Below are 24209 nucleotides of genomic sequence, written 5' to 3'. Positions count from 1 at the left end.
ACACAACTATCCGACTACCGGCCAAAGCTATCCCGCTGCCGGACAGAGCCATCCCGCTGCCGGGCCGGGCGAAGCCGGGACGACACCGACCCCGCACCCGACCGGATCGACCTCACCCGGGTCTACCTCGGCCGCGACCGGGGCGACCCCATCTCCGGCTGGACCGCCTTTCTCGTCGAGCGGGGAGGGGTACTCGCAGCCGGACGACGGCACCAAGGGCGAGGACCCGAAAGACTCCCAGTAGCAAGCTGATCCGGCCTGGGCGGGCACATTTCGGTGCGTCGCGGCATTTTTTGCCGGTTTCGCACCGATCGTGACCGCTCAGGCCGGATTCAGGCGTCGACGCGTTCCGGGTCGGATGTCCGGAGACCCGCGTAGGTCAGTCGAACTGCGGATCCTCGGTGCGGGTCCGCTTGAGTTCGAAGAAGTGGGGGTACGAGGCCAGGGCTACGGCGCCGTCCCAGACCTTTCCGGCGTCGTCGCCGCGCGGGATGCGGGAGAGCACCGGGCCGAAGAAGGCGACATCGTTGATGTGGATGGTGGGGGTGCCGACATCCTTGCCGACCTTGTCCATGCCCGCGTGGTGGCTGGCGCGCAGGGCCTCGTCGTAGTCGGTGCTCGACGCGGCCTCGGCCAGTTCGGCGGGCAGGCCGAGTTCGGCGAGCGAGTCGGCGATGACGGCGGCCAGTGTCGCGCCCCGGTCCTCACGTTCGTATTCGGCGCGGCGGTTGTGGATGCGGGTACCCATGGCGGTGTAGAGCGGGGACAGCACCTTGTCGCCGTGCTGCTGCGCGGCGGCGATCGCCACCCGGACCGGACCCCACGCGGTCTTCATCATCTCCTGATAGACCTCGGGCAGTTCGTCGCGGCCCTCGTTGAGCACCGCCAGGCTCATCACGTGGAAGTGGGTCTCGATGTCGCGCACCTTCTCCACCTCCAGGATCCAGCGGGAGGTGATCCAGCACCACGGGCACAGCGGGTCGAACCAGAAGTCCACCCGGTCCTTGGCACCGGTCGGGGTGGTCGTCGTGTCGCTCACGTCGGGGTCCTCTCGGAAAGTCGGTCCGGCACCGCCGGGTCTCACCGATGCCGTCGACAGTCATCAACGACGGAAACTTCCGGATATTTCCCGACCCGCGCAGCGCGGCGCAGTAGGGTCGGAATCGACCTGGTTGCCGTCGCACGGAGGTTTCCATGAGCACAGATTCCAGGTTCGTCATCGTAGGCGGCGGGCTCGCCGCGGCGAAGCTGGCGGAGGCGTTGCGCGCCAACGACTTCGCGGGCTCGATCACGCTGATCGGCGCGGAGGAGCACCTGCCCTACGAGCGACCACCGCTGTCGAAGGAGCATCTGCTGGGCAAGCAGCAGCTCGCCGATTTCACCCCCGACCCGGCGCACTGGTACCGCGACCACCACGTCGAGCTGATGCTCGGCACCACCGTCACGGCCGTCGACCGTGCCTCGAAAACCGTTGCGCTGCCGGATGGTTCGACACTGCCCTACGACAAACTGGCGCTGGCGACCGGCTCGCGGCCGCGACGCCTGCCCATCCCCGGCGCCGACGCCGACGGCGTGTACGAACTGCGGACCATCGAACAGTCCGACGCGCTGATCGAGCTGTTCGGCTCGGCGCGGCGGCTGGCGGTGATCGGCGCGGGCTGGATCGGGCTGGAGGCCGCCGCCGCGGCCCGCGCCGCCGACGTCGAGGTCACCATGCTGGAGACCGAGCAGGTCCCGCTGCGGGCCGCGCTCGGCGCCCGGATGGGCGAGGTGTTCGCCGACCTGCATCGCGCGCACGGGGTCGACCTGCGCTGCGGAGTGAAGGTCGGTGAGATCACCACTTCCGGCGGCCGGGCCACCGGCGTGCGGCTCGAGGACGGCACGGTGATCGAGGCCGACGCCGTGCTCCAAGCGGTCGGCGCGCGCCCCAATATCGAACTGGCCGCCGACGCCGGACTCGCCGTGGAGAGCGGCGTGCTGGTGGACGAGAGCCTGGCGACCGACGACCCGGACATCGTGGCCGTCGGCGACATCGCCGATCACCAGCATCCGGTGCTGGGCCGCCGGATCCGCGTCGAGCACTGGGCCACCGCGCTCAATCAGCCCGCGGTGGCGGCGCAGACCATGCTGGGCAAATCCGCCACCTACGACCGGCTGCCGTACTTCTTCACCGATCAATACGATCTGGGCATGGAGTACACCGGGTACGTCGCGCCCGGGGCGGACGCGTCGGTCGTGGTGCGCGGCGACACCGGCACGCGCGAGTTCGTGGCCTTCTGGCTGGACTCCGGCAATCGCGTGCTGGCGGGCATGAACGTCAACATCTGGGACGTCACCGACCGGATCAAGGAGCTGATTCTCGCGGGCGACCCGGTCGACCCGGAGCATCTGGCCGACACCTCGACGGCATTGTGACCGCGATCACGCACCGAATGCGTCGAAGCCGCGCGGTCGGCCCCGACCTGTTCGCGAGAGCGCCAGGACGGGCGCAGCGAAGATCCAGGAGCCGACCGTGAAGTACATGCTGTTGAAGACCTACGGCCCGACCGCCCACTGCGACACTCCCCCGGACCAGTGGACGCCGGAGGAGATCGCGGCCCACATCGAATTCCAGCGAACCCTGGGCGAGGAGCTGCGGAAGTCCGGGGAATTGGTGGACGCCCAGGGCCTCGGCTCCCCCGACCAGGCCCGCATCGTCTCCTCCGACGGCCGCTCGGCCCCGGTGATCACCGACGGCCCTTTCTCCGAAACCAAAGAGTTCCTGGCCGGCTACTGGATCGTCGACGTCGACACCCCCGAACGCGCCATCGAGATCGCCGCCCGCGCCTCCGCCTCCCCAGGCCCCGGCGGCACACCGATCGGCGAATACATCGAAGTCCGCGCCATCATGTCCGCCCCCTCCCCCGACGCCTGAGCCATCCATGCCCAACCCGTCCCGCCCCTCCCCAGCCCAATCAGCAAAAGAGGCAACGCAACCGGCCCCAGTGACAGAGATGACGCGAGCGACCCAGGCAGCAGTAAACCGAACACCGGAAGCAGAGCAGGCACCGGAGGTCGAGTGCGCACCGGAAGCCGAGCGAACGGCGCAAGCGGGGAGCACAGCAGAAGCCGCGCGGTCAGCGCAAGCCGGACAGGCACCGCAAGCCGAGCAGACGGCGCAACCCGCACAGGCGCAGCAAGCGGGGCAGACACCGCAAGCGGGCCGGGCGGCGCAAGCAGGCCGGGCAGCGCAAGCAGGGCTGGCGACGCAAGCGGGGCGAGCACCGGAAGCTGTGCCGGCGGTGGAGGTGGGGTGTTTGTTGCGAGAGTTGGCGCCGGCGGTGGTGGGGGTGTTGGCGCGGCGGGCGGGGGACTTCGATGCGGCTGAGGATGCTGTGCAGGAGGCTATGGTGGCTGCGGCGACGCAGTGGGTGGCGGAGGGGCTTCCGGACAATCCGCGGGCGTGGTTGATTCGGGTGGCGCAGCGGCGGCTGGCGGATTCGGTGCGGGCCGAGATCGCGCGGCGGCAGCGGGAGGCGACGGTGGCGGGGCGGGAAGTGGTGCCGCCCAGCGACTTCGGTTCCGGGCAGGACGACACGCTGACGCTGTTCCTGCTCTGCTGCCATCCGGCATTGTCCCCGGCAAGCGCCATCGCCCTGACCCTGCGAGCGGTGGGCGGGCTCACCACGGAGGAGATCGCCCGCGCCTTCCTGCTGCCGGAAGCGACCATGGCACAGCGCATTTCGCGTGCCAAACAGCGGCTGTCAGCGCTCGAGCGCCCGTTCGGGTCGCCGATCGAGCCGACGGACGGCTCCCGCCTCGCCTCGGTCCTGCATGTGCTGTACGTGATGTTCACCGAAGGGCACACCGCGAGCACCGGAGAGCAGTTGTATCGCGTCGATCTGGCCGCCGAGGCGATCCGGCTGACCCGGCTGGTACACCGCCTACAGCCCGACGATCCCGAGGTCACGGCGCTGCTGGCGCTCATGCTGCTCACCGATGCCCGGCGGTCGGCCCGGACCGGTCCGAGCGGCGAGCTGATTCCCCTGCTCGAGCAGGACCGTTCGCGATGGGACCGCACGCGGCTGTCCGAGGGCATCCGCCTCGCCACCACCGCGATCGGCCACGGCCTGCGCGGACCGTATCGCCTGCAAGCCGCGATCGCCGCGCTGCACGCCCAGGCCCGCCGCGCCGAGGACACCGACTGGGAGCGAATCCTGGTGCTGTACAACCTCTTCGAAGACCTCGCCGACAACCCGATGGTCACCCTGAACCGGGCCGTCGCCACCGCCATGGTGCACGGCCCCGCCGCGGGCCTGGAGCTGACCGCCACCCTGACGGACCGATTGTCCGGAAACCACCGTCTCGACGCCGTTCGCGGGCACCTGCACGAGATGGCGGGCGACCGCACCGCGGCCGTCGCCGCCTACACCACCGCGGCCCGGCGAACCACCAGCGTCCCGGAACGCGACTACCTGACCCTCCGCGCCGCCCGACTGAGAAACGAGAGCCGAGGATGACCGATCAGCAGCCTTATGTGAAAGATCCGCGCGTCGACACCTACATCGATGCCCTGCCGGAGTGGCAGCAGGCGATCTGCCGTCAGGTCCGCGACCTGGTGCATGCCGCCGATCCGGAGGTCACCGAGACCGTCAAGCGCCGCGTGCAGCCGTACTTCGTGTTGCAGGGCAACATCTGCGCATTGCTGGCCACCAAGGACCACGTGAACATCTTCCTGTACGACGGCGGCATCGTCCCCGACCCGGAAAATATCATCACCGGCGGCCACGACAACAAGACCGCGCGCATGATCTCGATCTACCGCGACGACGAGATCAACACCACCGCGCTGGTGGCGATGTTCCGGCACATCATCGCCGACAACCGAGCCGGTGGCTGGCGAAAGATCAAGGCGCGCAGCTGATCACGCGGGCCAGGCGCGCCCCGTGATCAACTGATACGCCTCCCGGTACTTCCCGCGCGTGGCGTCGACGATCTCGGCGGGGATCTCCGGGCCCGGTGGTTCCTTGTCCCAGCCGGTGGAGGTCGCCCAGTCCCGCACGAACTGCTTGTCGAACGAACTCTGCGGGCGGCCGGGCGCCCATTCGCCGGCGGGCCAGTAGCGCGAGGAGTCGGAGGTCAGCACCTCGTCCCCCAGGGTGAGAACGTCTCCGTCCCAGCCGAATTCGAATTTGGTGTCGGCGATGATCACGCCGCGCTCCGCCGCGTACGCCGCGCCGCGGGAGTAGATGTCCAGCGTCAGGTCGCGCAGGCGCTCGGCGACCTCGCGGCCCTCCTGGCGCACCACGTCGTCGAAGGTGATGGGCTCGTCGTGCCCGACGGACGCCTTGGTGGTCGGCGTGAAGATCGGCTCGGGCAATTTGTCGCCCTCGCGCAGCCCCGCGGGCAGGGCGATCCCCGAGACCGAGCCGGTGCGCTGATACTCCTTCAGCCCCGAACCGGACAGGTACCCGCGGGCGATGCACTCGACCTGCACCATCTTCAACGGCTTCACCCGCACCGCGCGCCCGGCGAACTCCGCGGGCACGTCGGTGGTGGACAGCACGTGGTTGGGTACGGCGGCGAAGTACTCGAACCACCAGTTCGACAGCTGGGTCAGCAGCGCGCCCTTGTCCGGGATCGGCGTCGGCAGCACCACGTCGTACACCGACACCCGGTCGGAGGCGACGAGAATCAGCGAGTCGCCGTCCTCGTACAGGTCGCGCACCTTACCGGCGTGGATGTGCCTCAACTGTCCTCCTCGTGGCTGGCTGGAACCTCAGCTTACCGAGGCCACCGGCCACCGCGGGCGCGGCCTCACGTGGCATTCTGGGCAGCGACGCACAGTTCTCCGACCGACGAAGGAGCCTCCTTGTCCGCACCGAATCTCACCCGAGAGCAGGCGATCACGCGTGCCGCGACGATCAGCGTGGAGAACTATCGCGTCGAACTCGATCTCACCGGTCAGCCCACCAGCGCGGCGGCGCCGACGTCGGAGACGTTCTTCTCGCGTTCCACGGTGACCTTCACGGCGACGCCCGGATCGGACACCTTCGTCGACTTCGTGGGGGCGGGCGTGCGGTCCGCGGTGCTCAACGGCGTCCCGCTGGAGATCGGCGAGTACGACGAGTCCGAGGGCCTGCGCCTGGCCGGCCTGGCCGAGCGCAACGAACTGGTGGTGGAGGCCGACTGCGAGTACTCGCACACCGGCGAGGGCCTGCACCGTTTCGTCGACCCGACCGACGACAAGGTCTACCTGTACTCGCAGTTCGAAACCGCCGACGCCAAGCGGATGTTCGCCTGCTTCGACCAGCCGGACCTCAAGGCCACCTACGACATCACCGTCACGGCCCCGCAGGACTGGGAGGTCATCTCCAACGGCGCGGCCGTCGAGACCCGCAGGACCGGCACGGTGGTCACGCACACCTTCGCCACCACGCCCCGCATGAGCACGTACCTGGTGGCGCTGATCGCCGGGCCCTACGCCAAGTGGACCGACACCTACACCGACGCACACGGCAGCATCCCGCTGGGCATCTACTGCCGCGCCTCGCTGGCCGAATTCATGGACGCCGAACGGCTTTTCACCGAGACCAAGCAGGGCTTCGGCTTCTACCACGAGAACTTCGGCGTCCCTTACGCGTTCGGCAAGTACGACCAGCTGTTCGTGCCCGAGTTCAACGCCGGGGCCATGGAAAACGCGGGCGCGGTCACCTTCCTCGAGGACTACGTGTTCCGTTCCAAGGTGACCCGGGCTTCCTACGAGCGACGCTGCGAGACGGTGCTGCACGAGATGGCGCACATGTGGTTCGGCGACCTGGTCACCATGAAGTGGTGGGACGACCTGTGGCTGAACGAGTCGTTCGCCACCTTCGCGTCGGTGCTGGCGCAGACATCGGCCACCGAATACTCCAGTGCCTGGACCACTTTCGCGAATGTGGAGAAGTCGTGGGCATATCGGCAAGACCAGCTGCCGTCCACCCACCCCATCGCCGCCGACATCCCGGATCTGGCCGCCGTCGAGGTCAACTTCGACGGAATCACCTATGCCAAGGGCGCTTCCGTGCTGAAGCAGTTGGTGTCCTATGTGGGGCTGGAGCCTTTCCTGGCCGGTCTGCGTGAATACTTCGCCGACCACGCCTACGGGAACGCCACCTTCGACGATCTGGTGGGCGCGCTCGAGAAGTCTTCCGGCCGAGACCTTTCCGGCTGGGGCGCGCAGTGGCTGAAGACCACTGGCCTGAACATCCTGCGCCCGGACTTCGAGGTGGACGCCGACGGCCGGTTCACCCGGTTCGCCGTGCTCCAGGAGGGCGCGCAGCCCGGCGCGGGCGAGCGCCGCGTGCACCGCCTGGCCGTCGGCGTCTACGACGACCAGGACGGAAAGCTGGTGCGCACCAAGCGGATCGAGCTGGATCTCGAGGCCGCCGAACGCACCGAGGTGCCCGAACTGGTGGGCGTCCCGCGCGGCAAGCTGGTGCTGATCAACGACGACGACCTCACCTACTGCTCGGTGCGGCTGGACCCGGAGTCGCAGGAGACGGTCGTCACCCGGATCGCCGACATCGCCGAATCGCTGCCCCGCACGCTGTGCTGGTCGGCCGCGTGGGAGATGACCCGGCAGGCGGAGCTGCGGGCCCGTGATTTCGTCGCACTGGTGCAGCGCGGTGTCGGCGCCGAGACGGAAATCGGTGTGGTGCAACGTGTTCTGATGCAAGCGAACACCGCGCTGGGCAGCTACGCCGATCCGGAGTGGGCGGCACGCGAGGGCTGGCCGCGGTTCGCCGATCGCCTGCTGGAGCTGGCGCGTGCGGCCGAACCGGGGTCGGATCATCAACTGGCCTTCGTGAATTCGCTGACCGGCGCGCGGCTGTCGGAGCAGCACGTCGAGGTGCTGCGCGCAGTGTACGAGGGCGATCCGGCGGAGGCGGGCCTGGCGGGGCTGGTGGTCGACACCGATCTGCGCTGGCGGCTGGTGCAGGCGCTGGCCAAGTCGGGCGCGGTGGACGCCGAAGACGACGCGACGCCGGTGATCGACGCCGAACTCGACCGCGATCCCACCGCGGCCGGTCGTCGCCAGGCCGCGGCCGCCGCCACCGCCCGGCCGCGGCCTCAGGTCAAGGAAATCGCCTGGAACACGGTGATGAGCGACGACTCGGTGCCCAACATCACCGCCCGCGCCATCGTCGGCGGCTTCGCCCCGGCGGGCCAGGACGACCTGCTGACCCCGTACGTCGAACGCTACTTCGCGGAGATCCCGGAGGTGTGGGAGCGTCGTTCCAGCGAGGTCGCCCAGACCGTCGTGGTCGGCCTCTACCCGCACTGGGCCATCACGCCCGAGGCGGTCGCCGTCGCCGACAAGTTCCTCGCCGGCGACCATCCCCCGGCGCTGCGCCGCCTGGTCTCCGAGGGCAAGGCGGGGATCGAACGTTCCCTGCGCGCCAGGGCTTTCGACGCGAGCTGAGTCCCGCATCCTCGCTGCTGTGGGCAGATCTGCTCACAGCAGCGAGGGGCGGTTTTCGGGGGCGGGGTCGGGCACCGTGGGGGCATGGCTCACGACGACAACAAGATCCCGCTGTTCAGCTGGCGCGCCCGCGAGCAACTGCTCAGCCGGCGCATCCTGGTCCTCGACGGCGGACTCGACGACGACAACGGAACGCTGCTCGCGACACAGCTGCTGACGCTGGCGGCCGAAGATCCCGATTCCGGTATCTCCCTGTGGATCCACTCCCCCGGCGGCTCGGTGCCGTCGATGCTCGCGATCCGCGACGTGATGCGCCTGGTGCCGTGCGACGTGTCGACGCTGGCGCTGGGGCTCGCGTGCAGTGCGGGTCAGTTCCTGCTCTCGGCGGGCGCGCGTGGCAAGCGATTCGCGTTGCCGCACGCCAGGATTCTCATGCATCAGGGCTCGGCCGGGATCGGCGGCAGTGCGGGCGAGGTCGAGGTGCAGGCCGACGATCTGCGGCACACCGTCAACACCGTGCTCGGCCTCATCGCCGAGGACACCGGGCAGCCGTTCGACCGCATCTACGAGGATTCGCTGCACGACCGCTGGTTCAGCGCCCCCCAGGCGCAGGAGTACGGCTTCATCGACGGCATCGTCGACTCCTTCCACCAGGTGATTCCGCAGCGGCAGAAAGTGGGGATCTCGGCATGACCAGCTACACCATTCCCAATGTCATCGCCCAGCATCCGCGCGGCGAGCGGATCATGGACGTCTATTCGCATCTGCTCACCGAGCGGATCGTGTACCTGGGCACGCCGATCGATTCCGGCGTGGCCAACGCGCTCATCGCCCAGTTGCTGCATCTGGACGCCGACAGCCCCGGCCAGGACATCAACCTCTACATCAACTGCGAGGGCGGCGACCTGTCGGCGATGCTCGCGGTCTACGACACCATGCAGCACGTCCACTCACCGGTGCTGACCACCTGCGTGGGCCAGGCCATCGGGGTGGGTGCGGTGCTGCTCGCCGGCGGCGCGGCCGGTCGCCGCTCGATGCTGCCGCACACCCGCATCGTGCTGCACCAACCGGCGGCGCGGGGTCAGGGCGCCATCCCCGACCTGATCATCCAGGCCGACGAGCTGGTCCGGATGCGCACGGAGATCGAGACGATTCTGGCCGAGCACACCGGTCAGGACGTGGAGACCCTCCGCCACGACACCGACCGCGACCGCGTCTTCACCGCGTCGGCCGCGGTCGAATACGGCCTGGTGGACCAGATCCTCGGCCGCCGGGATTGAGTATCCGGCCGGTGCTCAGGCGGCCAAGGCCATGAGTGTGGGACCCGAATTGCGGTCGCGCCCAGCCCGTTCGGGGACGGCGGGCCGGGTGCGGACGATCCGGCGTCGCCCGTTCGCCATCTCGATGAGGTCGGCGGGCGACATGCCGGGAGCGCCCGCGAGTGTCGGCAGGGCGCCGGGCCGCAGGGCGGCCGGGCGAGCCAGGGCCAGGCGGCGCTGACGGCGCAGCTCGTCGGCGACCTGTTCGGTGAGACCGCCGAGCGAGGTGCCGAGCGCACCCGCCAGCGCGGCGATCATCTCACTGGACGGTTCCTTGCGCCCGCGCTCCACCTCGGAGAGGTACTGCGGCGACACGCCCGCGCGCTTGGCGGTCTCGGCCAGGGTCTCGCTGTGTTCCTGCCGCAGCGCGCGCAACCGCTCCCCGAGCACCTCGCGCCACAGCGGTTCCCGCACCGCCTCCTGGGGCCGCGCGGGCGAGCGATCGTCGCGTCCGCCGGGGATCGAATGAAGTCGCGGGTGCTCGGCCATACTCCGAGCCTAAGGCCCGGCCGCGGCGGCCCGCCCCCTCATTCCGCTCAGAGCGTAATCGCCGCCCCCGCAGCCGAACCCCTGCCGTTCAGCTGGGGCGACCGATGGCGGCGGCCATCACTCGCACGGCCGCCACGAGACCGTCGATCAGCTCGCCCTGCCGGAACGAGCTGAGCGCGGCGGTGACACCGAGCTGGCAGACGCGGTCGTTGACCCGATCGGCGACATCACGGCCGGAGCGGACCTCGATGGCGCGGTCGTTCGGCGAGACGGCGATGAGCACCGAGCGCGCCGCCTCCGGAGTGGAAGGAAAGAGCGCCTCGACGCCGGTGGCCGGGTCCGGCCGCAGCTCACCGATGTAGATGTTGAACCGCACCTTGGTCGCGCGGGTGGCCTCGGTGAGCGTGTTGTCCAGCAGCAGCCGTTCGGTGTCGTTGAACGGCGCCTCGTTGAACACGTCGCCCGCCTCGTGCACACCGGACACCCGGCCGCTGGTCGTGACGGCGTATCCGCGCGGAAGGTCGGCCTCGACCACCGCGGGCCAATTAGAACTTGCCACTTGCCCGGCCTCCGATCAGCTCCGCCCCGGATTCGACAGCCGCATGATGGTCATGCGAATGGTCGGCGATGTGGTGACCGTAGACGGTCACCTCATCGGTCGCGCTCCACAGCACCGGGTCCGCGGTCCACTTGTCGCCGAGGTTGAAGTGGACCGGCTTCTCGCCGGGCAGCGGTTTGCCGAGAAACGACAATCCGGCGATCACCGCGTATATCACCAGCGGGATGCCGACAAAGATCAGCACTGTCTCGAGAATGCTCACAGCCCAACGGTAGACGATGCGCCCGACCGGGGTATCGACCGGTGAGCCACCGCGACCCGTGTCGCGTCGCTCAGACCAGCCAGGCCGCCGCGTTCACGGGCAGCCGGTTGCCGTCGAGCGGGGCGCTGGACAGCAGCACCTCGCCGGGCGGCAGCGGAATCGGCTCGTCGGAGGCGTTCAGCGCGCACACCAGACCGCCCGAGCGGCGGAAGGCCAGGCAACCGGCCGGGCTGCCGTACCAGTCGAGTTCGTCACCCGCGAATTCCGGTCGCAGCGCACGCATTTCGATGGCCGAGCGGTACAGCGACAGCGTCGAGTCGATGCGTTCCAGCTGCGCCTCGACGGTGAGATCGGCCCACTGCGGCGGTATCGGGAGCCATGACCGGCCGGTGGTGAAGCCGAACGGCGGCCGGTCTCCTTCCCACGGCAACGGCACCCGGCAGCCGTCCCGGCCGCGTTCGGTGTGCCCGGACCGCTCCCATGCCGGATCCTGGAGGACCTCGTCGGGCAGGTCGTCCACGTTCGGCAGCCCCAGTTCGGATCCGTTGTAGACGAACACCGCGCCCGGCAGCGCCAGTTCCAGCAGCAGCATCGCGCGCGCCCGGTCCACGCCCACGCTGCCGCCCCCGTAGCGGGTGACCTCGCGCTCGACGTCGTGATTGGACAGCGTCCAGGTGGCGCTGGCGCCCACGGCCGATACCGCGCCCAGCGAATTGTCCACGGCCGCACGGATCTTCGTGGCGTCGAAGGGGGTCTCGGCGAGCTGAAAATTGAAGGCCAGGTGCAGTTCGTCGGGCCGCACGTACTCGCCGAAGCGGACGTTGTCCGCCACCCACACCTCGCCGATCGACACCGCGCCCGGATACTCGTCGATGATCTTGCGCAGCCGCCGGTGGATGTCGTGCACGCCCGGATTGTTGAAGCGCGGATCGTCGTCATCGTGGACGAGCATGCGGGTGTCGACGGTGTCCATGTCCGGCAGGCCCGGCGGTTTGGCCATCCCGTGCGCGACATCGATGCGGAATCCGTCGATGCCGCGGTCCAGCCAGAACCGCATGGTCTGCTCGAAATCGGCCACGACCTCGGGGTTGTCCCAGTTCAGGTCGGGTTGCTCGGGGGCGAAGATGTGCAGGTACCACTGGCCGGGGGTGCCGTCGGGTTCGGTCACCCGGGTCCACGCCGGGCCGCCGAAGACGCTCGGCCAGTTGTTGGGCGGCTCGGCGCCGTCGGGTCCGCGACCGTCGCGGAAGATGTAGCGCGCGCGTTCGGAACTGTCCGGCCCGGCGGCGACGGCCGCGGTGAACCAGGGGTGCCGGTCGCTGGTGTGGTTGGGCACCAGGTCCATGGTGACCTTGATCTGCCGGTCGTGTGCCTCGGCGATCACCTCGTCCAGCACCGTGAGGTCGCCGAACATCGGGTCGATGGCGCGCGGATCGCTGACGTCGTAGCCGCCGTCGGCCATCGGCGAGCGCATCACCGGACAGATCCACAGCGCGTCGACGCCGAGAAGTTCCAGATAGCCGAGCCGATCGCGGAGGCCGGCCAGATCGCCGACTCCGTCGCCGGTCGAATCGGCGAACGACCGCGGGTAGACCTGATAGAAGACCGCCGAACGCCACCACGGCCCGTCCGACGGCGAGGCCTGCTCCCCGGGGGATGAAGCTGTCACAAACGCCAATAGTGCCAAAGGTTTCCGGCAAAAGTCGCCCCGGGGGCGCGTGTTGGCGAGATCGAGCTAACGTTCAGCGAGAATCGGACACGCTCCGCTCCATGCCCGATTTTTCCGCGTGCCGTCAGAGAGGCGAGTTGATCAGCGAATTCGCCGCCATCTCGAGGTAATCCAGCAGCGCACGGCGATGTTCGTCGTCGAGCACCTCCGGCTCGATCTCCGCCACGCCGATCCGCATGCAGCGCAACCACGCGTCCCGCTCGATCGGGCCGATCCGGAACGGCATGTGCCGCATCCGCAGACGCGGATGGCCGCGCTCGTCGGAGTAGGTGCGCGGGCCGCCCCAGTACTGCTCCAGGAACATCCGCAGCCGCCGCTCGGCCGGGCCGAGATCCTCCTCCGGATACAGCGGGCGCAGCACCTCGTCGGCGGCCACCTCCCGGTAGAAGGCCGCCACGATGCGGTGGAACGTCTCCGCTCCGCCGATCGCCTCGTAGAACGATGTCGCCGTCTGCTCGCCGGAACTCACACTCGCCAGCATATCGCCGGGTCCCGGAGCCCGGCATCCCCGTCGCGCATACCACCCGCGGGTGTCACCACGCGTTCATCGACAGCACAGATGGAATGTGTCAAATCAGCTGGCAAAGGCGTCGGTTCCATGGTCAACTGGTTGGCAGTGTCTGCCGAGATACCACACGAAACGGCCCAAACGAATTCGGGGTTCCCATGAAGCAGCGGCAGGGCGCTCGGTCACACGAGGCCAGAACGCATCGACAACTCCAGCCCGCCGACGTCCACAATCGTGGGTCGGGGGCTACTCCGCTGCATGTCCTTTCCGATAAACGTTCTCATCAGGGTGCTGCTTGGCCGCACCGCACCATCGAACCCGCGCCCCCGGTGGCCGCGTGGTTGAAGCGCCGGGTGCTGCTTCTGAACGCCACCTACGAGCCGCTCACCGCGCTCTCCGCCCGCCGCGCGATCGTCCTTCTGATCTGCGACAAGGCCGATACGGTCCACCACAATCCCGAAGGCCCCGTTGTTCATTCCGCGGGCGCGGCCGTCACCCTGCCGTCGGTGATCCGCCTGCGCAACTACGTCCACGTGCCGTATCGCGCCCGAGTCCCCATGACCCGCGCGGCGCTGATGCACCGCGACCGCTACCGCTGCGCGTACTGCGGCGGCAAGGCCGAGACCATCGACCACGTGATTCCCCGCAGTCGCGGCGGCGCTCACTCCTGGGAGAACTGCGTCGCCTCCTGCGCACCGTGCAACCACCGCAAGGCCGACAAGCTGCTCAGCGAGCTGGGCTGGACGCTGCACCATCCGCTGGTGTCGCCGAAGGGGCCGCACTGGAGGTTGCTGTCGACCACCGCCGACCTGGATCCGGTGTGGTTGCAGTATCTCGGCGAGGGTGCCGCCTAGGTCGTCGACCTGCCGGGCTCACCGCTTCTCCGGCAGCTGTCCGAGCAGCGGAAATCCCGCGGTCGTCGCGATCGTCGCGAGCGCGCGACGCAAGGCGGTGCGGTCCCGACCGGCCAGTTCCGCGGCGAGTTCGCCGTCGAGCCGATGCGCGATCTCCGCGCAGGCGGTGAGCAGTTCCCTGCCTCGACCCGTGAGCGACAGCACCTGACGCCGCCGATCCTCGGGGTCGCGCATCCGGCGTAGCGCGTCGAGGCTTTCGAGATGGTCGGCCAGCGCGACCACCAGGCTGGGCGCCACTTCGCCCTCCTCACGGGAGGAGCCGCCGTGCTGGGACTTGCCCGGCCGACCCTGCTGGCACACGCCGGGACCATAGCCTCGCCCGGCGTGACGATGTACGCCCAGGCGTACGCCGCCCGCGCGCTGCCGCTCAGCGCGGTCGCGGTGGCGGTGCTCGTCGGCGACCTCCACGACGCCCTTGTCCCTGTACTGGCGATCGCCGGGCTGGCACAGGTCGGCGACGTGATCATCGGTGCGCTGCAACGAAATTCGGGCATGCTCGCCGGATCCGCCACGAGTGCCGTCATCCACCTGGGGTCGGTGGCCTGGATCACGGCGCACTGAAGAGAGCAGTGCTCTTGACTTTATCGGGCGTGCCGGGCATGCTCGATACAACAGAGATCAGCGCTCACAAAAGCGAAAGGTGCGCACAATGTCCGAACTGCACGTCGTTACCGGGGCCGGGCCCGTCGGCACCACCGTGGCCGAGCAACTCGCCGCCGCCGGGAAGAACGTCCGGATCCTGACGCGCTCCGGGAGTGGCCCGGAGCATCCGCTGATCGAGCGTCGGCGGGTGGATGTCACTCGGCGCGAAGAACTTTCGGCAGCGGTCGACGGCGCGGTGGCGGTCTATCACTGCACGCACGGCTCCGAGTACGCCGCGCGCACCTGGTGGGCCGAACTGCCCGCCGCCGAGCAGACCGTGCTGGAGGTGGCCGGAGCCGCCGGCGCCGTGGTCGTTTTCCCGGAGAGCTTGTACTCCTACGGGCCGGTGAGCCGGCCGATGACCGAGAACATGCCCCGCACAGCCGATTTCGGCAAGCCGGCCGTGCGGGTGGCGCTGCTGCGGGCGCGTGACGCCTCGCCGACTCCGACCGTCAGCGTGGCGGCCTCCGACTTCATCGGGCCGCACGTGCGGATGTCACACGCCGGCGAGCGGATGGTCCCGAACATCCTGGCGGGCAAGACTGTTCAGGTCTTCGGCAAGGCGGATCTGCCACATTCGTTCACCTACATGCCCGACCTGGCGGCGGCGATGATCGCCGCCGCGGCGAATCGCACGCTGTGGAACTCCTTCCTGCACGCGCCGACCGCGCCCGCGGTGTCGATGCGCGAACTGGTCGCCGCCCTGGCCGCGGCCGCGGGCGTCCCCGCCCCGAGGGTGCTGGCCGTGCCCGGCTGGGCACTGCGCACAGTCGGCGTGGTGAACGGCATGATGCGCGAACTGGCGGAGATGAACTACCAGTTCGAGCGTCCCTTCGAGCTGGACTCCACCGCCAGCGAACGCAAGCTCGGGCTGCGGCACACGCCCTTGGACGAGATCGCCCGCGGCACCGTCGCCTGGTGGAAAACCGTTGTGGCCCCGGATGATCGGCCGGTAGCCGCATAGCCGGTCAGCCGTACTCGCTGGCCTGGATTCCCCAGGTGCCGGGCTCGAGGGCCTCGAAGATGTGCGGCTGGTCCCCGGGGTAGCGGATGTAGTCGCCCGGACCGAGTTCGACCGGGTCGGCGGCCGGGCCCGCCAGGGCGCGTCCGGCCGCCAGGATCAGATGCTCGATCTCGCCGCGCGAATGCGGTTCGGAGCGGCGAGGCAGGCCCGGCTCGGCCGAGACGCGGTAGATGTCGCGGCGGGCGTTCGGCGGGCTGGCCGCCAGCAGCGCCACCTGATAATCGGCTTGCGCCGACGCCAGCACCGGCCCCTCCCCCGCCCGGATCACCCGCACCTGCGGGCGCGGCGGGTCGAGCAGGCGGGAGAACGGAATGCCCAGCGCCACGCACAGCGCCCACAGGGTCTCGATGCTGGGATTACCGGCGCCCGATTCCAGTTGCGAGAGTGTGGATTTCGCGACACCCGCCCGGCGCGCCACCTCGGTGAGCGACAGCCCGGCGCGGGTCCGCTCACGGCGCAGCGCGGCGGCGATGGCCTCCTTCGGCGGGGCGGGCTGGGCGTCGTCGTGCTCGGTCATGATGGGTTCAGACAGTACCGGGCGGCGACGGCGCGATTGACGAGCCCGGGTCGTGGCGTTCACTATAGAAGCCGTGCGTTCGATATGGCGAACACTCGATCGGAGTGATCTCACCGGTATAGCGACCATCTGCCTGGCGGTCGTGGCGATCGGCGTCTCCTACGGCGCGTCCGCCGTGACCGCCGGGATGCCCGCGTGGTTGCCGATCCTGCTCAGCGTCCTGGTGCTGGCCGGTGGTGCGGAGTTCCTGTTCGTCGGCATCGTCGCCGCCGGGGGCGGGCTGGTCGCGGCGGTGCTGGCGGGGCTGGTGGTCAACGCTCGCCACCTGCCGTACGGGCTCGCCGTGCCCGACGTGGTCGGCACCGGATGGCGGCGGCTGCTCGGCACCCACGTCATGAACGACGAGTCGGTGGCGCTGGCCTTGGCCGAATCCGACCGCGACCGCCGCCGCGCCGCCTTCTGGCTGTGCGGACTCGGCGTGCTGCTGGCCTGGCCGCTGGGCGCGCTGCTCGGCGTGGTGGTCGGCACCGCGGTCCCGGACCCGGACCGGTTCGGCCTGGACGCGGTATTTCCGGCGGTGCTGCTGGCCCTGGCGCTCCCCGCGCTGCGCGGTGATCGAGCCACCCGGCGCGCGGCCCTGGTCGGTGCGGGCGTGGCCGCCGCGACCACACCCTTCCTCGGTGCCGGGCTTCCCGTATTACTGGCCCTCCCCGCCGCGCTTCTGGCATTCGGCCGCGGCGGAAAGCAGTCCGAACCGACCCGATCCGAAAGCGACCGAGCATGACCGTCGGTACCACTCTGATCGCGGGCACGCTGGCCTTGGCGGCGGGCACCTACGCCCTGCGCTTCGCGGGGCCGGTGCTACGCCGCCGCATCACTTTTCCGCCTCGCGTCACCCGACTACTGGAGGCGGGCTCGGTGGTCCTGCTCACCGCTCTGGCCGTCACCGAACTCGTTCCCACCGGTCACAAGGCCGGATTCGCCCTCCCCGCAGGCGTTCTCGTCGCCGTCGTCCTCGCCTGGCGACGCGCCCCGCTCATCGTCGTGGCCCTCTCGGCAGCCGTCACCACCGCCCTCCTCCGCCTACTCGGCGTGGCCTGATCCGACTGCGGTGTGACAGCCGGGAACCAACTGGGCGGTCAGCGGGGGGTCAGGGGCATGCCGGGGCCGCGGCGGCGGGCCACGGAGCCGTAGCGGGCGTCGAGGCGGAGCCAGGTGCGGGCGGCGCGGACACGGACTATTTCGGTGGGGGCGATGCGCCGGGAGTCGGCCTTGTCGCCGGAGTGCGGGATGAAATCCATGGCGGTGAGGGTGAATACGACCCGCATCGGGACCTCGACCTGCTGTCCGGCGCCGGTGACGGTGAGGACCGCCTGGTCCAGCAGGGAGACCGGCGGGCCGAGACCGCTGCCGTGCTCGGCGGCCACCTCCGCGCCGCGCTCGGCCAATTCGACCAGGCTGCGCGCCGGGACGTCGTCGACATGCACCCAGCCGTCCGCCGGCGGAAGCGCGGTGCGCCAGGCCGAATCCATCGAGAAACCGAGGTCGATCGGGCCGCCCGCGCCGGGACCGGTCAGACCGGACAGGAGCGTATCGCCGCCCACCGTCACATCGTCGACGCCCAGGTCGGCGACCACGGTGCGGACCGCCAGCGCCTCGAAACTCGTTGCCGTCCAAGCCGCTACGTAGCGGTCACCGCGCCGCCGCAACCGAATCACCGCGGCCGGATCCAATCGCACCGCGCGGCCCACGAAGGTCGCCAGGTTCTCGCGCTCGGCCGGATCGGGCACCCGCAGCGCTCGCTGGTCCGAACGGTCGAATCCCGGCATCATTGCCGCTGTCCTCTCCTTCCGCGCGACGCAGCCGGTCGCGCCCCTCGCCTCGTCAGTCCGACTTCCACTGCGCGAGGTACTCGCGCTCGGCCGGGGTCAATCGGCGCAACCGCTGGGTATCGATGTCGAATGCGGCCATCTGGGTGCTGGCGATCACCGCGGGCGCCGAATCCAGCGCGACACCGTTCGCGCGCACCTCGTACCCGATGGTGAAGTCGACCGCACGCAGCTGGTCGATCCACATCGCCACATCCAGCGGCGTGTCCTCGTGCCGCAGCTGACCCCGGTAGCGCACGTGCAGATCGGCCAGCACACAACCGGCGCGCAGCCCCGCGGTCGGGCGGTCACCCTCGAACAGCCACGGGATCCGCGCCTCCTCCAGCAGTGTCACCATCCGGGCGTGGTTGATGTGCTGGAAGACATCCATATCCGACCAGCGGACATCGACCTTGGTGTGAAAACGCTTGGGCAGCACGGCGATATCGGCCGACTTCGCGAGCCCGTTCACCGAACCGACACTCGTCACACGTAACCTCCGATCGGATCGCCACGCGCGCGCCTGCCGCCGGGCGGCCTGCGCCGCGGGTCGTGGAGCAGCGGGTCCGAATCGTTCCGGTGCGCCGATGCCTCCGAAACCGATTCGGCTACCCAGTATGCCGGGTCCGCCGCGGACCCTCGGCCCCGACACCGCCGCGCGGACCTCAGCACACCCTGTCCGTGCCGGTCAGGGTGCCGATCCACGGCTTTCTGTGAATCGGCACAACCGGCGCGCACTCAGCGCGGGACCTCCGACTGCGCGCCCACGCCGCTGACCATGCTGCGCACCTGGCGTGCCGCCACCGACAGCGTCGCCAGATCGTGGGTACCGGACTCGAAGAGTTCGGCCAGCGCGGCGCGGGCACGGCCGAGCCGAGACTGGTTCTTCGACTCCCAGTACGCGATCTTCTCCTCGGCCGTCTCCTCCGGATCGCCGCCGGACAGCACGTCCAGCGTGAGCGAGCGCAGCGACCCGTACATGTCGTCGCGCAGCGCCAGGCGGGCCAGCGCGTGCCAGCGGTCGCCGCGTTCCAGGTGGCTGACCGCCTGCAGCAGCCAGTCGATCTTCAGATGCTCGTTGAGCGCGTAGTACAGCGCGCCCACCTCTTCACCGCCGCGGTCGGTGATATCGGCGATGTCGATGACGTCCAGCAGGGGGAACAGGTTGAGCAGGCCGAAGACCTCGGTCGCCAGCTGCTCCGGCACGCCCCGGCCGACGAGCTTCGCCGACTGTGCCTCCAGGGTGTCGATGTGGTGGCCGCGCAGCCACCCCGGCACCTTGGGCGCCAGCTCCCGCACCGCCCCGCTGTACCGGTGGATCTCGGCGCCGACCGCGATGGGCTGCGGCCGGTTGCTCAGCAGCCAGCGCGAGGCCCGGTCGAGCGTGCGCTTGGTCTCGAGTTCCAGATCGTCCTGCACGGCGGTGGCGACGTCGGCCGCCCGGATGCGGGTCCAGATCGACTGCAGATCGAAGATCTGGGTCGCCGCCGCGAACGCGCGCACCGCGTCGGTCGCGCTGGCGCCGATCTCCTCGTTGAGCCGGTGCGCGTAGGTGATTCCGCCGAGGTCGACCATCTCGTTGATCACCATGGTGGTGACGATCTCCCGGCGCAGCCGGTGCCGCTTGATGGCCGCGCCGAAGCGTTCCCGCAGCGGCGCCGGGAAGTACTGCGGCAGCCGTGCCGAGAAGTACGCGCTGTCGGGCAGATCGGACTCGAGCAGATCGGATTTCAGCGAGAGCTTCGCGTGTGCCATCAGATTGGCCAGCTCCGGCGAGGTGAGCCCGTCACCGGCCTCGGACCGCCGCTTGATCTCCGCGTCCGAGGGCAGCGCCTCGAGTTCGCGGTCCAGGCCCCGGCGTGACTCCAGATCCTCGATCAGGCGCTTCTGCACGTTCAGCATCCGCGGCGCCTCGGTCCGCGACATGCCCATCAGGATGTTCTGGGACACGTTGTCCTGCAGCACCATTGCCGACACCTCGTCGGTCATCGAGGCCAGCAGCGGACCGCGTTCGGCGGCGGGCAGTTCGCCCGCGGACACCACGCCGTCGATGAGGACCTTGATGTTGACCTCGTGGTCGGAGCAGTCCACCCCCGCCGAGTTGTCCAGCGCGTCGGTGTTGCATTTGCCGCCGTTGCGGCAGAACTCGATCCGGCCGAGCGCGGTGAGTCCGAGATTACCGCCCTCGCCGATCACCTGAACCCGCAACCGGTTCGCGTCGACGCGCACCGAATCGTTGGACTTGTCGCCGACATCCGCGTGGGATTCGGTACTGGCCTTGATGTAAGTGCCGATGCCGCCGTTCCACAGCAATTGCACCGGCGCCAGCAGAATCGCCCGAATGAGTTCGGGCGGCGACAGCGACACGATCCCGTCGGGCAACCCGAGCGCCCGGCGCACCTGCGGGCTGATCGCCACCGATTTCACGGTGCGGTCGTAGACGCCGCCGCCCTCACTGATCACCGACCCGTCGTAATCACGCCACGACGACCGCGGCAACCCGAACAACCGCCGCCGCTCCGCAAACGACCGCGCCGCATCAGGATCCGGATCCAAGAAAATATGCCGATGATCGAACGCCGCCACCAACCGAATGTGCTCCGACAACAACATCCCGTTACCGAACACATCCCCCGACATATCACCGACACCCACCACAGTGAACTCCTGCGACTGCGTATCGACATCCATCTCCGCGAAATGCCGCTTCACCGACTCCCACGCACCCTTGGCGGTAATACCCATCGCCTTGTGGTCGTAGCCCACCGAGCCGCCCGAGGCGAACGCGTCACCCAGCCAGAATCCGTACCCCTTCGCCACATCGTTCGCGATATCGGAGAACGCCGCCGTGCCCTTGTCCGCGGCCACCACCAGATACGTGTCGTCCCCGTCGCGGCGCACCACCCGCGTCGGCGGAATCACCTCGCCGGTCGCGTGATCGACGTTGTCGGTCACGTCCAGCAGGCCCGAGATGAACGTGCGGTAGCAGGCCACACCCTCGGCCTGCAACGCCTGCCGATCCGCCGTCGCATCGCCCGTCGGCGCCGGCGGATGCTTCACCACGAACCCGCCCTTCGCGCCGACCGGCACGATCACCGCGTTCTTCACCGCCTGGGCCTTCACCAGACCCAGAATCTCGGTACGGAAATCCTCCAACCGGTCAGACCAGCGCAACCCGCCACGCGCCACCGGACCGAACCGCAGATGCACACCCTCCACCCGGGGTGAATACACGAAGATCTCGAATTGCGGCTTGGGCCTGGGCAATTCGGCTATCTCGCCCGGCTCCACCTTGATCGACAGGTACTCACGCGGCGCGCCCTGCTCGTCGGTGCGGTAGTAGTTCGTGCGCAGCGTCGCCCGCACCAGGCTCAGGATGGCCCGCAGAATGCGGTCGGCGTCGAGGCTCACCACCTCGTTGATGCGTTCGGCGACCGCCGCTTCCAGTTCCGCCGCCCGGTCCGGGGCGGCCGAGTCGGGGTCGAACAGCGCCGCGAACAGGTCCACGAACAGCCGCGCGGCGTCCGGTGACGCGAGCAGCACGCGGGCGATATTGGCCTGGCTATACGGAAAATCGGCCTGCTGCAGGTACTTCGAATACGCCCGCAGAATCGACACCGTGCGCCAGCTCAGGCCCGCGCGCAGCACGAGTTCGTTCAGGCCGTCGGCCTCGGCGCGCCCGTACCACAGTGCGTCGAAGGCCTGGGTGAACCGCTCGCGCAGACCACGCTCCCGCATGCCGAGCGCCTCCAGGCGGTCGGTCTTCTCGACCAGCTCGGCATCCATGTCGCGGTCCAACGCCATTCGCAACATGTCGGGCCGGGCCTGCAGCCCGAAATCGTAGATCCAGGTCTCGCGGCCGTCCTCGAACTGGATCTTGTACGGCCGCTCGTCGACCACCTCGACACCGAGGCTCTGCAGCAGCGGCAGGACCTGGCTCAGCGAGATGCCGCCGCCGACGTAGAGGGTGAAGCGCCACGAACCCGGCTCGGCGCCGGGGCGGCGGTACAGGTGCTGGTCGATCCGGCCCGCGCCGAGCCGTTCCAGCCGCACGATGTCGGCGAGCGCGCGGCCCGCCGAGAAGTCTTCCTTGTAGGCGTCGGGCAGGGCGGCCGTGTAGCGCTGCACCACGGCCGGGTCCAGCACCGTGGAGGCGGCCACCTCGTCGCGCAGGTGGTCGTCCCAGGTGCGGCTGGCCTCGGCGAGCAGGCTCTGGATGCGCAGCCGGTTGGCCTCGGAGACATCCACCGGGGTGCCGGGTTCCGGCAGCCGCACGGTGAAATACACACTGGCCAGCTCGCTTTCGGAGACCCTGGCCGAGTAGTCGATGGAGACACCGCCCAGCTCGCGCACCAGGATGTCCTGGATTTCCAGCCGGACCCGGGTGGTGTAGCGGTCGCGCGGCAGGTAGACCATGCAGGCCACGAATCGACCGTAGGAATCCGAGCGCAGGAACAACCGAACCTGCCGCCGCATACCGACATTGAGCACCGCGCCCGCGGTGTGCCGCATCGTCTCCACGTCCGCGGAGAACAGCTCGGTGCGCGGGAAGGACTGGATGACCTCCAGCATCGCCTGCCCGGAGAAGGAGTCGAGATCGAAGCCACTCTGCTCGATCACCGACCGCACCCGGCGCTCGACGACCGGAATGTCGAGCACGTTCTCGTGCATCGCGGCCACGGTGAACACGCCGATGAACAGGTGCTCGCCGGTGACGACGCCGGTGGAGTCGAATTCCGCGACGCCGACGAAATACGGGTACACCGACCGGTGCACGGTCGCCGGGACCAGGCCCTGGGTGAGCATCAGCAGCGGGCGCTCCCCGCTGTCCACCGGGACCCGGAAGTCGGTGCCCACGTCGGGACGCAGCACGCCGAGCGAACTGTCCGCCACGACAACGGGTTTCGCCTGCGGATCGCCCGTGGCCGGGCGCTGGTACCGGGCATATCCGAGCACGGTGAAATGGCCGTCGGCCAGCCAGCGCAGCAGGTTGGCGCAGTCGATCAGGTCGGTCGGGGAGAACGGCGGGTTGCCCCGCCCGGCCGCCGCCTCCAGTTCGTCGGCGAGCCGGTCCTGCACGGTGCGCATGGTCTCGGTGTCACCGATCACCTGGCGCACGTCGGTGAGGACGTCGGCGATGCCGGTCTCGAGTTCGGCCAGCAGTTCCGGGCTGGTCGAGGGATGCAACTGCACATGCATCCAGGACTCCCGGCGGCCCGTCGTCCCGTTGCCGTCGACCTCGTGCGGCACAGCGGATTCCAGCGCGCCCTCGGCGTCGCGGACCACCTCGATGATCGGGTGGATCACCTCGCTGATGCTCACCGCCTGCCGGCTGAGGTACGAGGTGACCGACTCCACCAGCAGCGGCATGTCATCGGTGACCATCTGCACCGCGGCCCCGAGGCCCGAACCGTCGTCCGGGTGGTACACCCGCACCCGCGCCTGTCCCGGCGGGCGGAGCAGGCCCAGTTCGATGTGCCGCCGGAACACCAGGTTCGAGCCCCCGGTGATCGCGCAGTCCACATCGCCGGCGTCCACGTGGCGGAAGTACGCCTCCTCGAGGCTCGCCAGCTCGCCGCGCAACTGCTCCGGCAAACTCGCGACCCACGCCACGGTGGACATATCGGACGAGACCGTCATTTTCTTCGCCAACTCCCTCGGATTGGGTTCCGCAACAAAGTGACGCCGGAGTCGAGAGTAGCTGGACGCCGGAGACGCCGCCGGGGAATGTCCCCAAACCTGCGACTACGGCAGCCCGCCCGAACGTTCCGGTTGGTACGACCTCACCCGTGCATTCTCGAACTTCCAGGTAGCGCCCGACAAGCGTTGCGCCGGTAGTCATTTGGCACACGCCTGAAATATGACGAATCACACCGTTTGCTTCTGGATAACCCCTCGGTAACCGGCACGCTGCCGGGTACGGAACGACGGAAAA

Annotated in this window: 24 protein-coding genes; 12 read left to right on the top strand and 12 right to left on the bottom strand. The window is 69.2% G+C overall.

Annotated elements, in window-relative coordinates:
- Window positions 1–379: 379 nt before the first annotated feature.
- Window positions 380–1039 (bottom strand): DsbA family protein, encoded by a 660-nt coding sequence (locus ACFMRZ_RS30520; protein WP_280276715.1) that lies wholly within the window; start codon window positions 1037–1039, stop codon window positions 380–382.
- Between the two features lie 155 nt (window positions 1040–1194).
- Here ACFMRZ_RS30520 and ACFMRZ_RS30515 point away from each other — a divergent pair, with 155 nt between their 5' ends.
- From ACFMRZ_RS30515 to ACFMRZ_RS30500, 4 genes are all read left to right on the top strand, one after another.
- The gene (locus ACFMRZ_RS30515) at window positions 1195–2415 is read left to right on the top strand and encodes an NAD(P)/FAD-dependent oxidoreductase (protein ID WP_400181720.1); all 1221 of its coding nucleotides are present in this window, start codon (window positions 1195–1197) and stop codon (window positions 2413–2415) included.
- A gap of 97 nt (window positions 2416–2512) precedes the next feature.
- The gene (locus ACFMRZ_RS30510; RefSeq protein ID WP_280276717.1) at window positions 2513–2914 is read left to right on the top strand and encodes a YciI family protein; all 402 of its coding nucleotides are present in this window, start codon (window positions 2513–2515) and stop codon (window positions 2912–2914) included.
- Between the two features lie 358 nt (window positions 2915–3272).
- Window positions 3273–4499, top strand: a complete 1227-nt coding sequence (locus tag ACFMRZ_RS30505; RefSeq protein WP_400181719.1) for an RNA polymerase sigma factor — start codon at window positions 3273–3275, stop codon at window positions 4497–4499.
- Window positions 4496–4903: a DUF1801 domain-containing protein gene (locus tag ACFMRZ_RS30500; protein WP_400181718.1), complete on the top strand. Its 408-nt coding sequence runs from the start codon at window positions 4496–4498 to the stop codon at window positions 4901–4903. The genes ACFMRZ_RS30505 and ACFMRZ_RS30500 overlap by 4 nt, the downstream gene beginning before the upstream one ends.
- Here ACFMRZ_RS30500 and ACFMRZ_RS30495 read toward each other — a convergent pair whose 3' ends face one another.
- Window positions 4904–5731, bottom strand: coding sequence for a phosphoribosylaminoimidazolesuccinocarboxamide synthase (locus tag ACFMRZ_RS30495; protein ID WP_400181717.1), 828 nt, complete (start codon window positions 5729–5731; stop codon window positions 4904–4906).
- Between the two features lie 120 nt (window positions 5732–5851).
- Here ACFMRZ_RS30495 and pepN point away from each other — a divergent pair, with 120 nt between their 5' ends.
- From pepN to ACFMRZ_RS30480, 3 genes are all read left to right on the top strand, one after another.
- Window positions 5852–8443 (top strand): aminopeptidase N, encoded by a 2592-nt coding sequence (gene pepN, locus ACFMRZ_RS30490; protein WP_400181716.1) that lies wholly within the window; start codon window positions 5852–5854, stop codon window positions 8441–8443.
- 84 nt (window positions 8444–8527) lie between these two features.
- The gene (locus ACFMRZ_RS30485; RefSeq protein ID WP_400181715.1) at window positions 8528–9136 is read left to right on the top strand and encodes a ClpP family protease; all 609 of its coding nucleotides are present in this window, start codon (window positions 8528–8530) and stop codon (window positions 9134–9136) included.
- On the top strand, window positions 9133–9723 hold the full coding sequence (locus tag ACFMRZ_RS30480) for a ClpP family protease (protein ID WP_280276723.1): 591 nt from the start codon (window positions 9133–9135) through the stop codon (window positions 9721–9723). The genes ACFMRZ_RS30485 and ACFMRZ_RS30480 overlap by 4 nt, the downstream gene beginning before the upstream one ends.
- Before the next feature lie 15 nt (window positions 9724–9738).
- Here the strand turns inward: ACFMRZ_RS30480 and ACFMRZ_RS30475 are convergent, their stop codons facing one another.
- The 5 genes from ACFMRZ_RS30475 to ACFMRZ_RS30455 form a co-directional block, all read right to left on the bottom strand.
- Window positions 9739–10251, bottom strand: coding sequence for a helix-turn-helix domain-containing protein (locus ACFMRZ_RS30475; RefSeq protein ID WP_400181714.1), 513 nt, complete (start codon window positions 10249–10251; stop codon window positions 9739–9741).
- Window positions 10252–10339: 88 nt separating this feature from the next.
- Window positions 10340–10810 carry a DUF5130 family protein gene (locus tag ACFMRZ_RS30470; RefSeq protein WP_280276725.1) on the bottom strand — a complete coding sequence of 157 codons (471 nt, stop codon included), beginning with the start codon at window positions 10808–10810 and terminating at the stop codon, window positions 10340–10342.
- A complete protein-coding gene (locus ACFMRZ_RS30465) occupies window positions 10797–11072 on the bottom strand; it encodes a hypothetical protein (RefSeq protein WP_400181713.1) in 276 nt (91 codons plus the stop codon). Before ACFMRZ_RS30465 ends, ACFMRZ_RS30470 begins: the two co-directional genes overlap by 14 nt.
- Before the next feature lie 70 nt (window positions 11073–11142).
- Window positions 11143–12741, bottom strand: a complete 1599-nt coding sequence (locus ACFMRZ_RS30460) for a glycoside hydrolase family 13 protein (protein ID WP_400181712.1) — start codon at window positions 12739–12741, stop codon at window positions 11143–11145.
- Between the two features lie 124 nt (window positions 12742–12865).
- Window positions 12866–13282 carry a globin gene (locus ACFMRZ_RS30455; protein WP_280276728.1) on the bottom strand — a complete coding sequence of 139 codons (417 nt, stop codon included), beginning with the start codon at window positions 13280–13282 and terminating at the stop codon, window positions 12866–12868.
- 185 nt (window positions 13283–13467) lie between these two features.
- On the opposite strand from ACFMRZ_RS30455, the gene ACFMRZ_RS30450 reads away from it, so the two are divergent.
- Entirely contained in the window at window positions 13468–14163 is a 696-nt protein-coding gene (locus ACFMRZ_RS30450) for an HNH endonuclease (protein WP_280276729.1), read from the top strand.
- An 18-nt stretch (window positions 14164–14181) separates the two neighbouring features.
- Here ACFMRZ_RS30450 and ACFMRZ_RS30445 read toward each other — a convergent pair whose 3' ends face one another.
- On the bottom strand, window positions 14182–14460 hold the full coding sequence (locus tag ACFMRZ_RS30445) for a hypothetical protein (RefSeq protein ID WP_400181711.1): 279 nt from the start codon (window positions 14458–14460) through the stop codon (window positions 14182–14184).
- Window positions 14461–14487: 27 nt separating this feature from the next.
- Here ACFMRZ_RS30445 and ACFMRZ_RS30440 point away from each other — a divergent pair, with 27 nt between their 5' ends.
- Window positions 14488–14784, top strand: coding sequence for a hypothetical protein (locus ACFMRZ_RS30440; protein WP_400181709.1), 297 nt, complete (start codon window positions 14488–14490; stop codon window positions 14782–14784).
- Window positions 14785–14872: 88 nt separating this feature from the next.
- Complete coding sequence (locus ACFMRZ_RS30435) at window positions 14873–15829, top strand: NAD-dependent epimerase/dehydratase family protein (RefSeq protein WP_400181708.1); 957 nt, start codon at window positions 14873–14875, stop codon at window positions 15827–15829.
- A 4-nt stretch (window positions 15830–15833) separates the two neighbouring features.
- Here the strand turns inward: ACFMRZ_RS30435 and ACFMRZ_RS30430 are convergent, their stop codons facing one another.
- Window positions 15834–16406: a helix-turn-helix domain-containing protein gene (locus ACFMRZ_RS30430; protein WP_400181707.1), complete on the bottom strand. Its 573-nt coding sequence runs from the start codon at window positions 16404–16406 to the stop codon at window positions 15834–15836.
- A gap of 73 nt (window positions 16407–16479) precedes the next feature.
- Between ACFMRZ_RS30430 and ACFMRZ_RS30425 the strand changes: the two genes are divergently transcribed.
- Both ACFMRZ_RS30425 and ACFMRZ_RS30420 read left to right on the top strand, forming a co-directional pair.
- Window positions 16480–17190, top strand: a complete 711-nt coding sequence (locus ACFMRZ_RS30425) for an AzlC family ABC transporter permease (RefSeq protein ID WP_400181706.1) — start codon at window positions 16480–16482, stop codon at window positions 17188–17190.
- Window positions 17187–17507 carry an AzlD domain-containing protein gene (locus ACFMRZ_RS30420; RefSeq protein WP_280276737.1) on the top strand — a complete coding sequence of 107 codons (321 nt, stop codon included), beginning with the start codon at window positions 17187–17189 and terminating at the stop codon, window positions 17505–17507. Before ACFMRZ_RS30425 ends, ACFMRZ_RS30420 begins: the two co-directional genes overlap by 4 nt.
- A 38-nt stretch (window positions 17508–17545) precedes the next feature.
- Here the strand turns inward: ACFMRZ_RS30420 and ACFMRZ_RS30415 are convergent, their stop codons facing one another.
- The 3 genes from ACFMRZ_RS30415 to ACFMRZ_RS30405 all read right to left on the bottom strand — a co-directional run bounded on the left by ACFMRZ_RS30415 (window position 17546) and on the right by ACFMRZ_RS30405 (window position 23914).
- Window positions 17546–18238: a hypothetical protein gene (locus ACFMRZ_RS30415; protein ID WP_280276734.1), complete on the bottom strand. Its 693-nt coding sequence runs from the start codon at window positions 18236–18238 to the stop codon at window positions 17546–17548.
- A 52-nt stretch (window positions 18239–18290) separates the two neighbouring features.
- The gene (locus tag ACFMRZ_RS30410) at window positions 18291–18746 is read right to left on the bottom strand and encodes an acyl-CoA thioesterase (RefSeq protein WP_400183009.1); all 456 of its coding nucleotides are present in this window, start codon (window positions 18744–18746) and stop codon (window positions 18291–18293) included.
- Between the two features lie 266 nt (window positions 18747–19012).
- Window positions 19013–23914 (bottom strand): NAD-glutamate dehydrogenase, encoded by a 4902-nt coding sequence (locus ACFMRZ_RS30405; protein ID WP_400181705.1) that lies wholly within the window; start codon window positions 23912–23914, stop codon window positions 19013–19015.
- Window positions 23915–24209 lie beyond the last annotated feature (295 nt).

This window comes from Nocardia sp. N2S4-5 (assembly GCF_044628355.1).
Taxonomy (GTDB): Bacteria; Actinomycetota; Actinomycetes; order Mycobacteriales; family Mycobacteriaceae; genus Nocardia; species Nocardia wallacei_B.
This window is presented reverse-complemented; position numbering and strand designations above follow the sequence as displayed.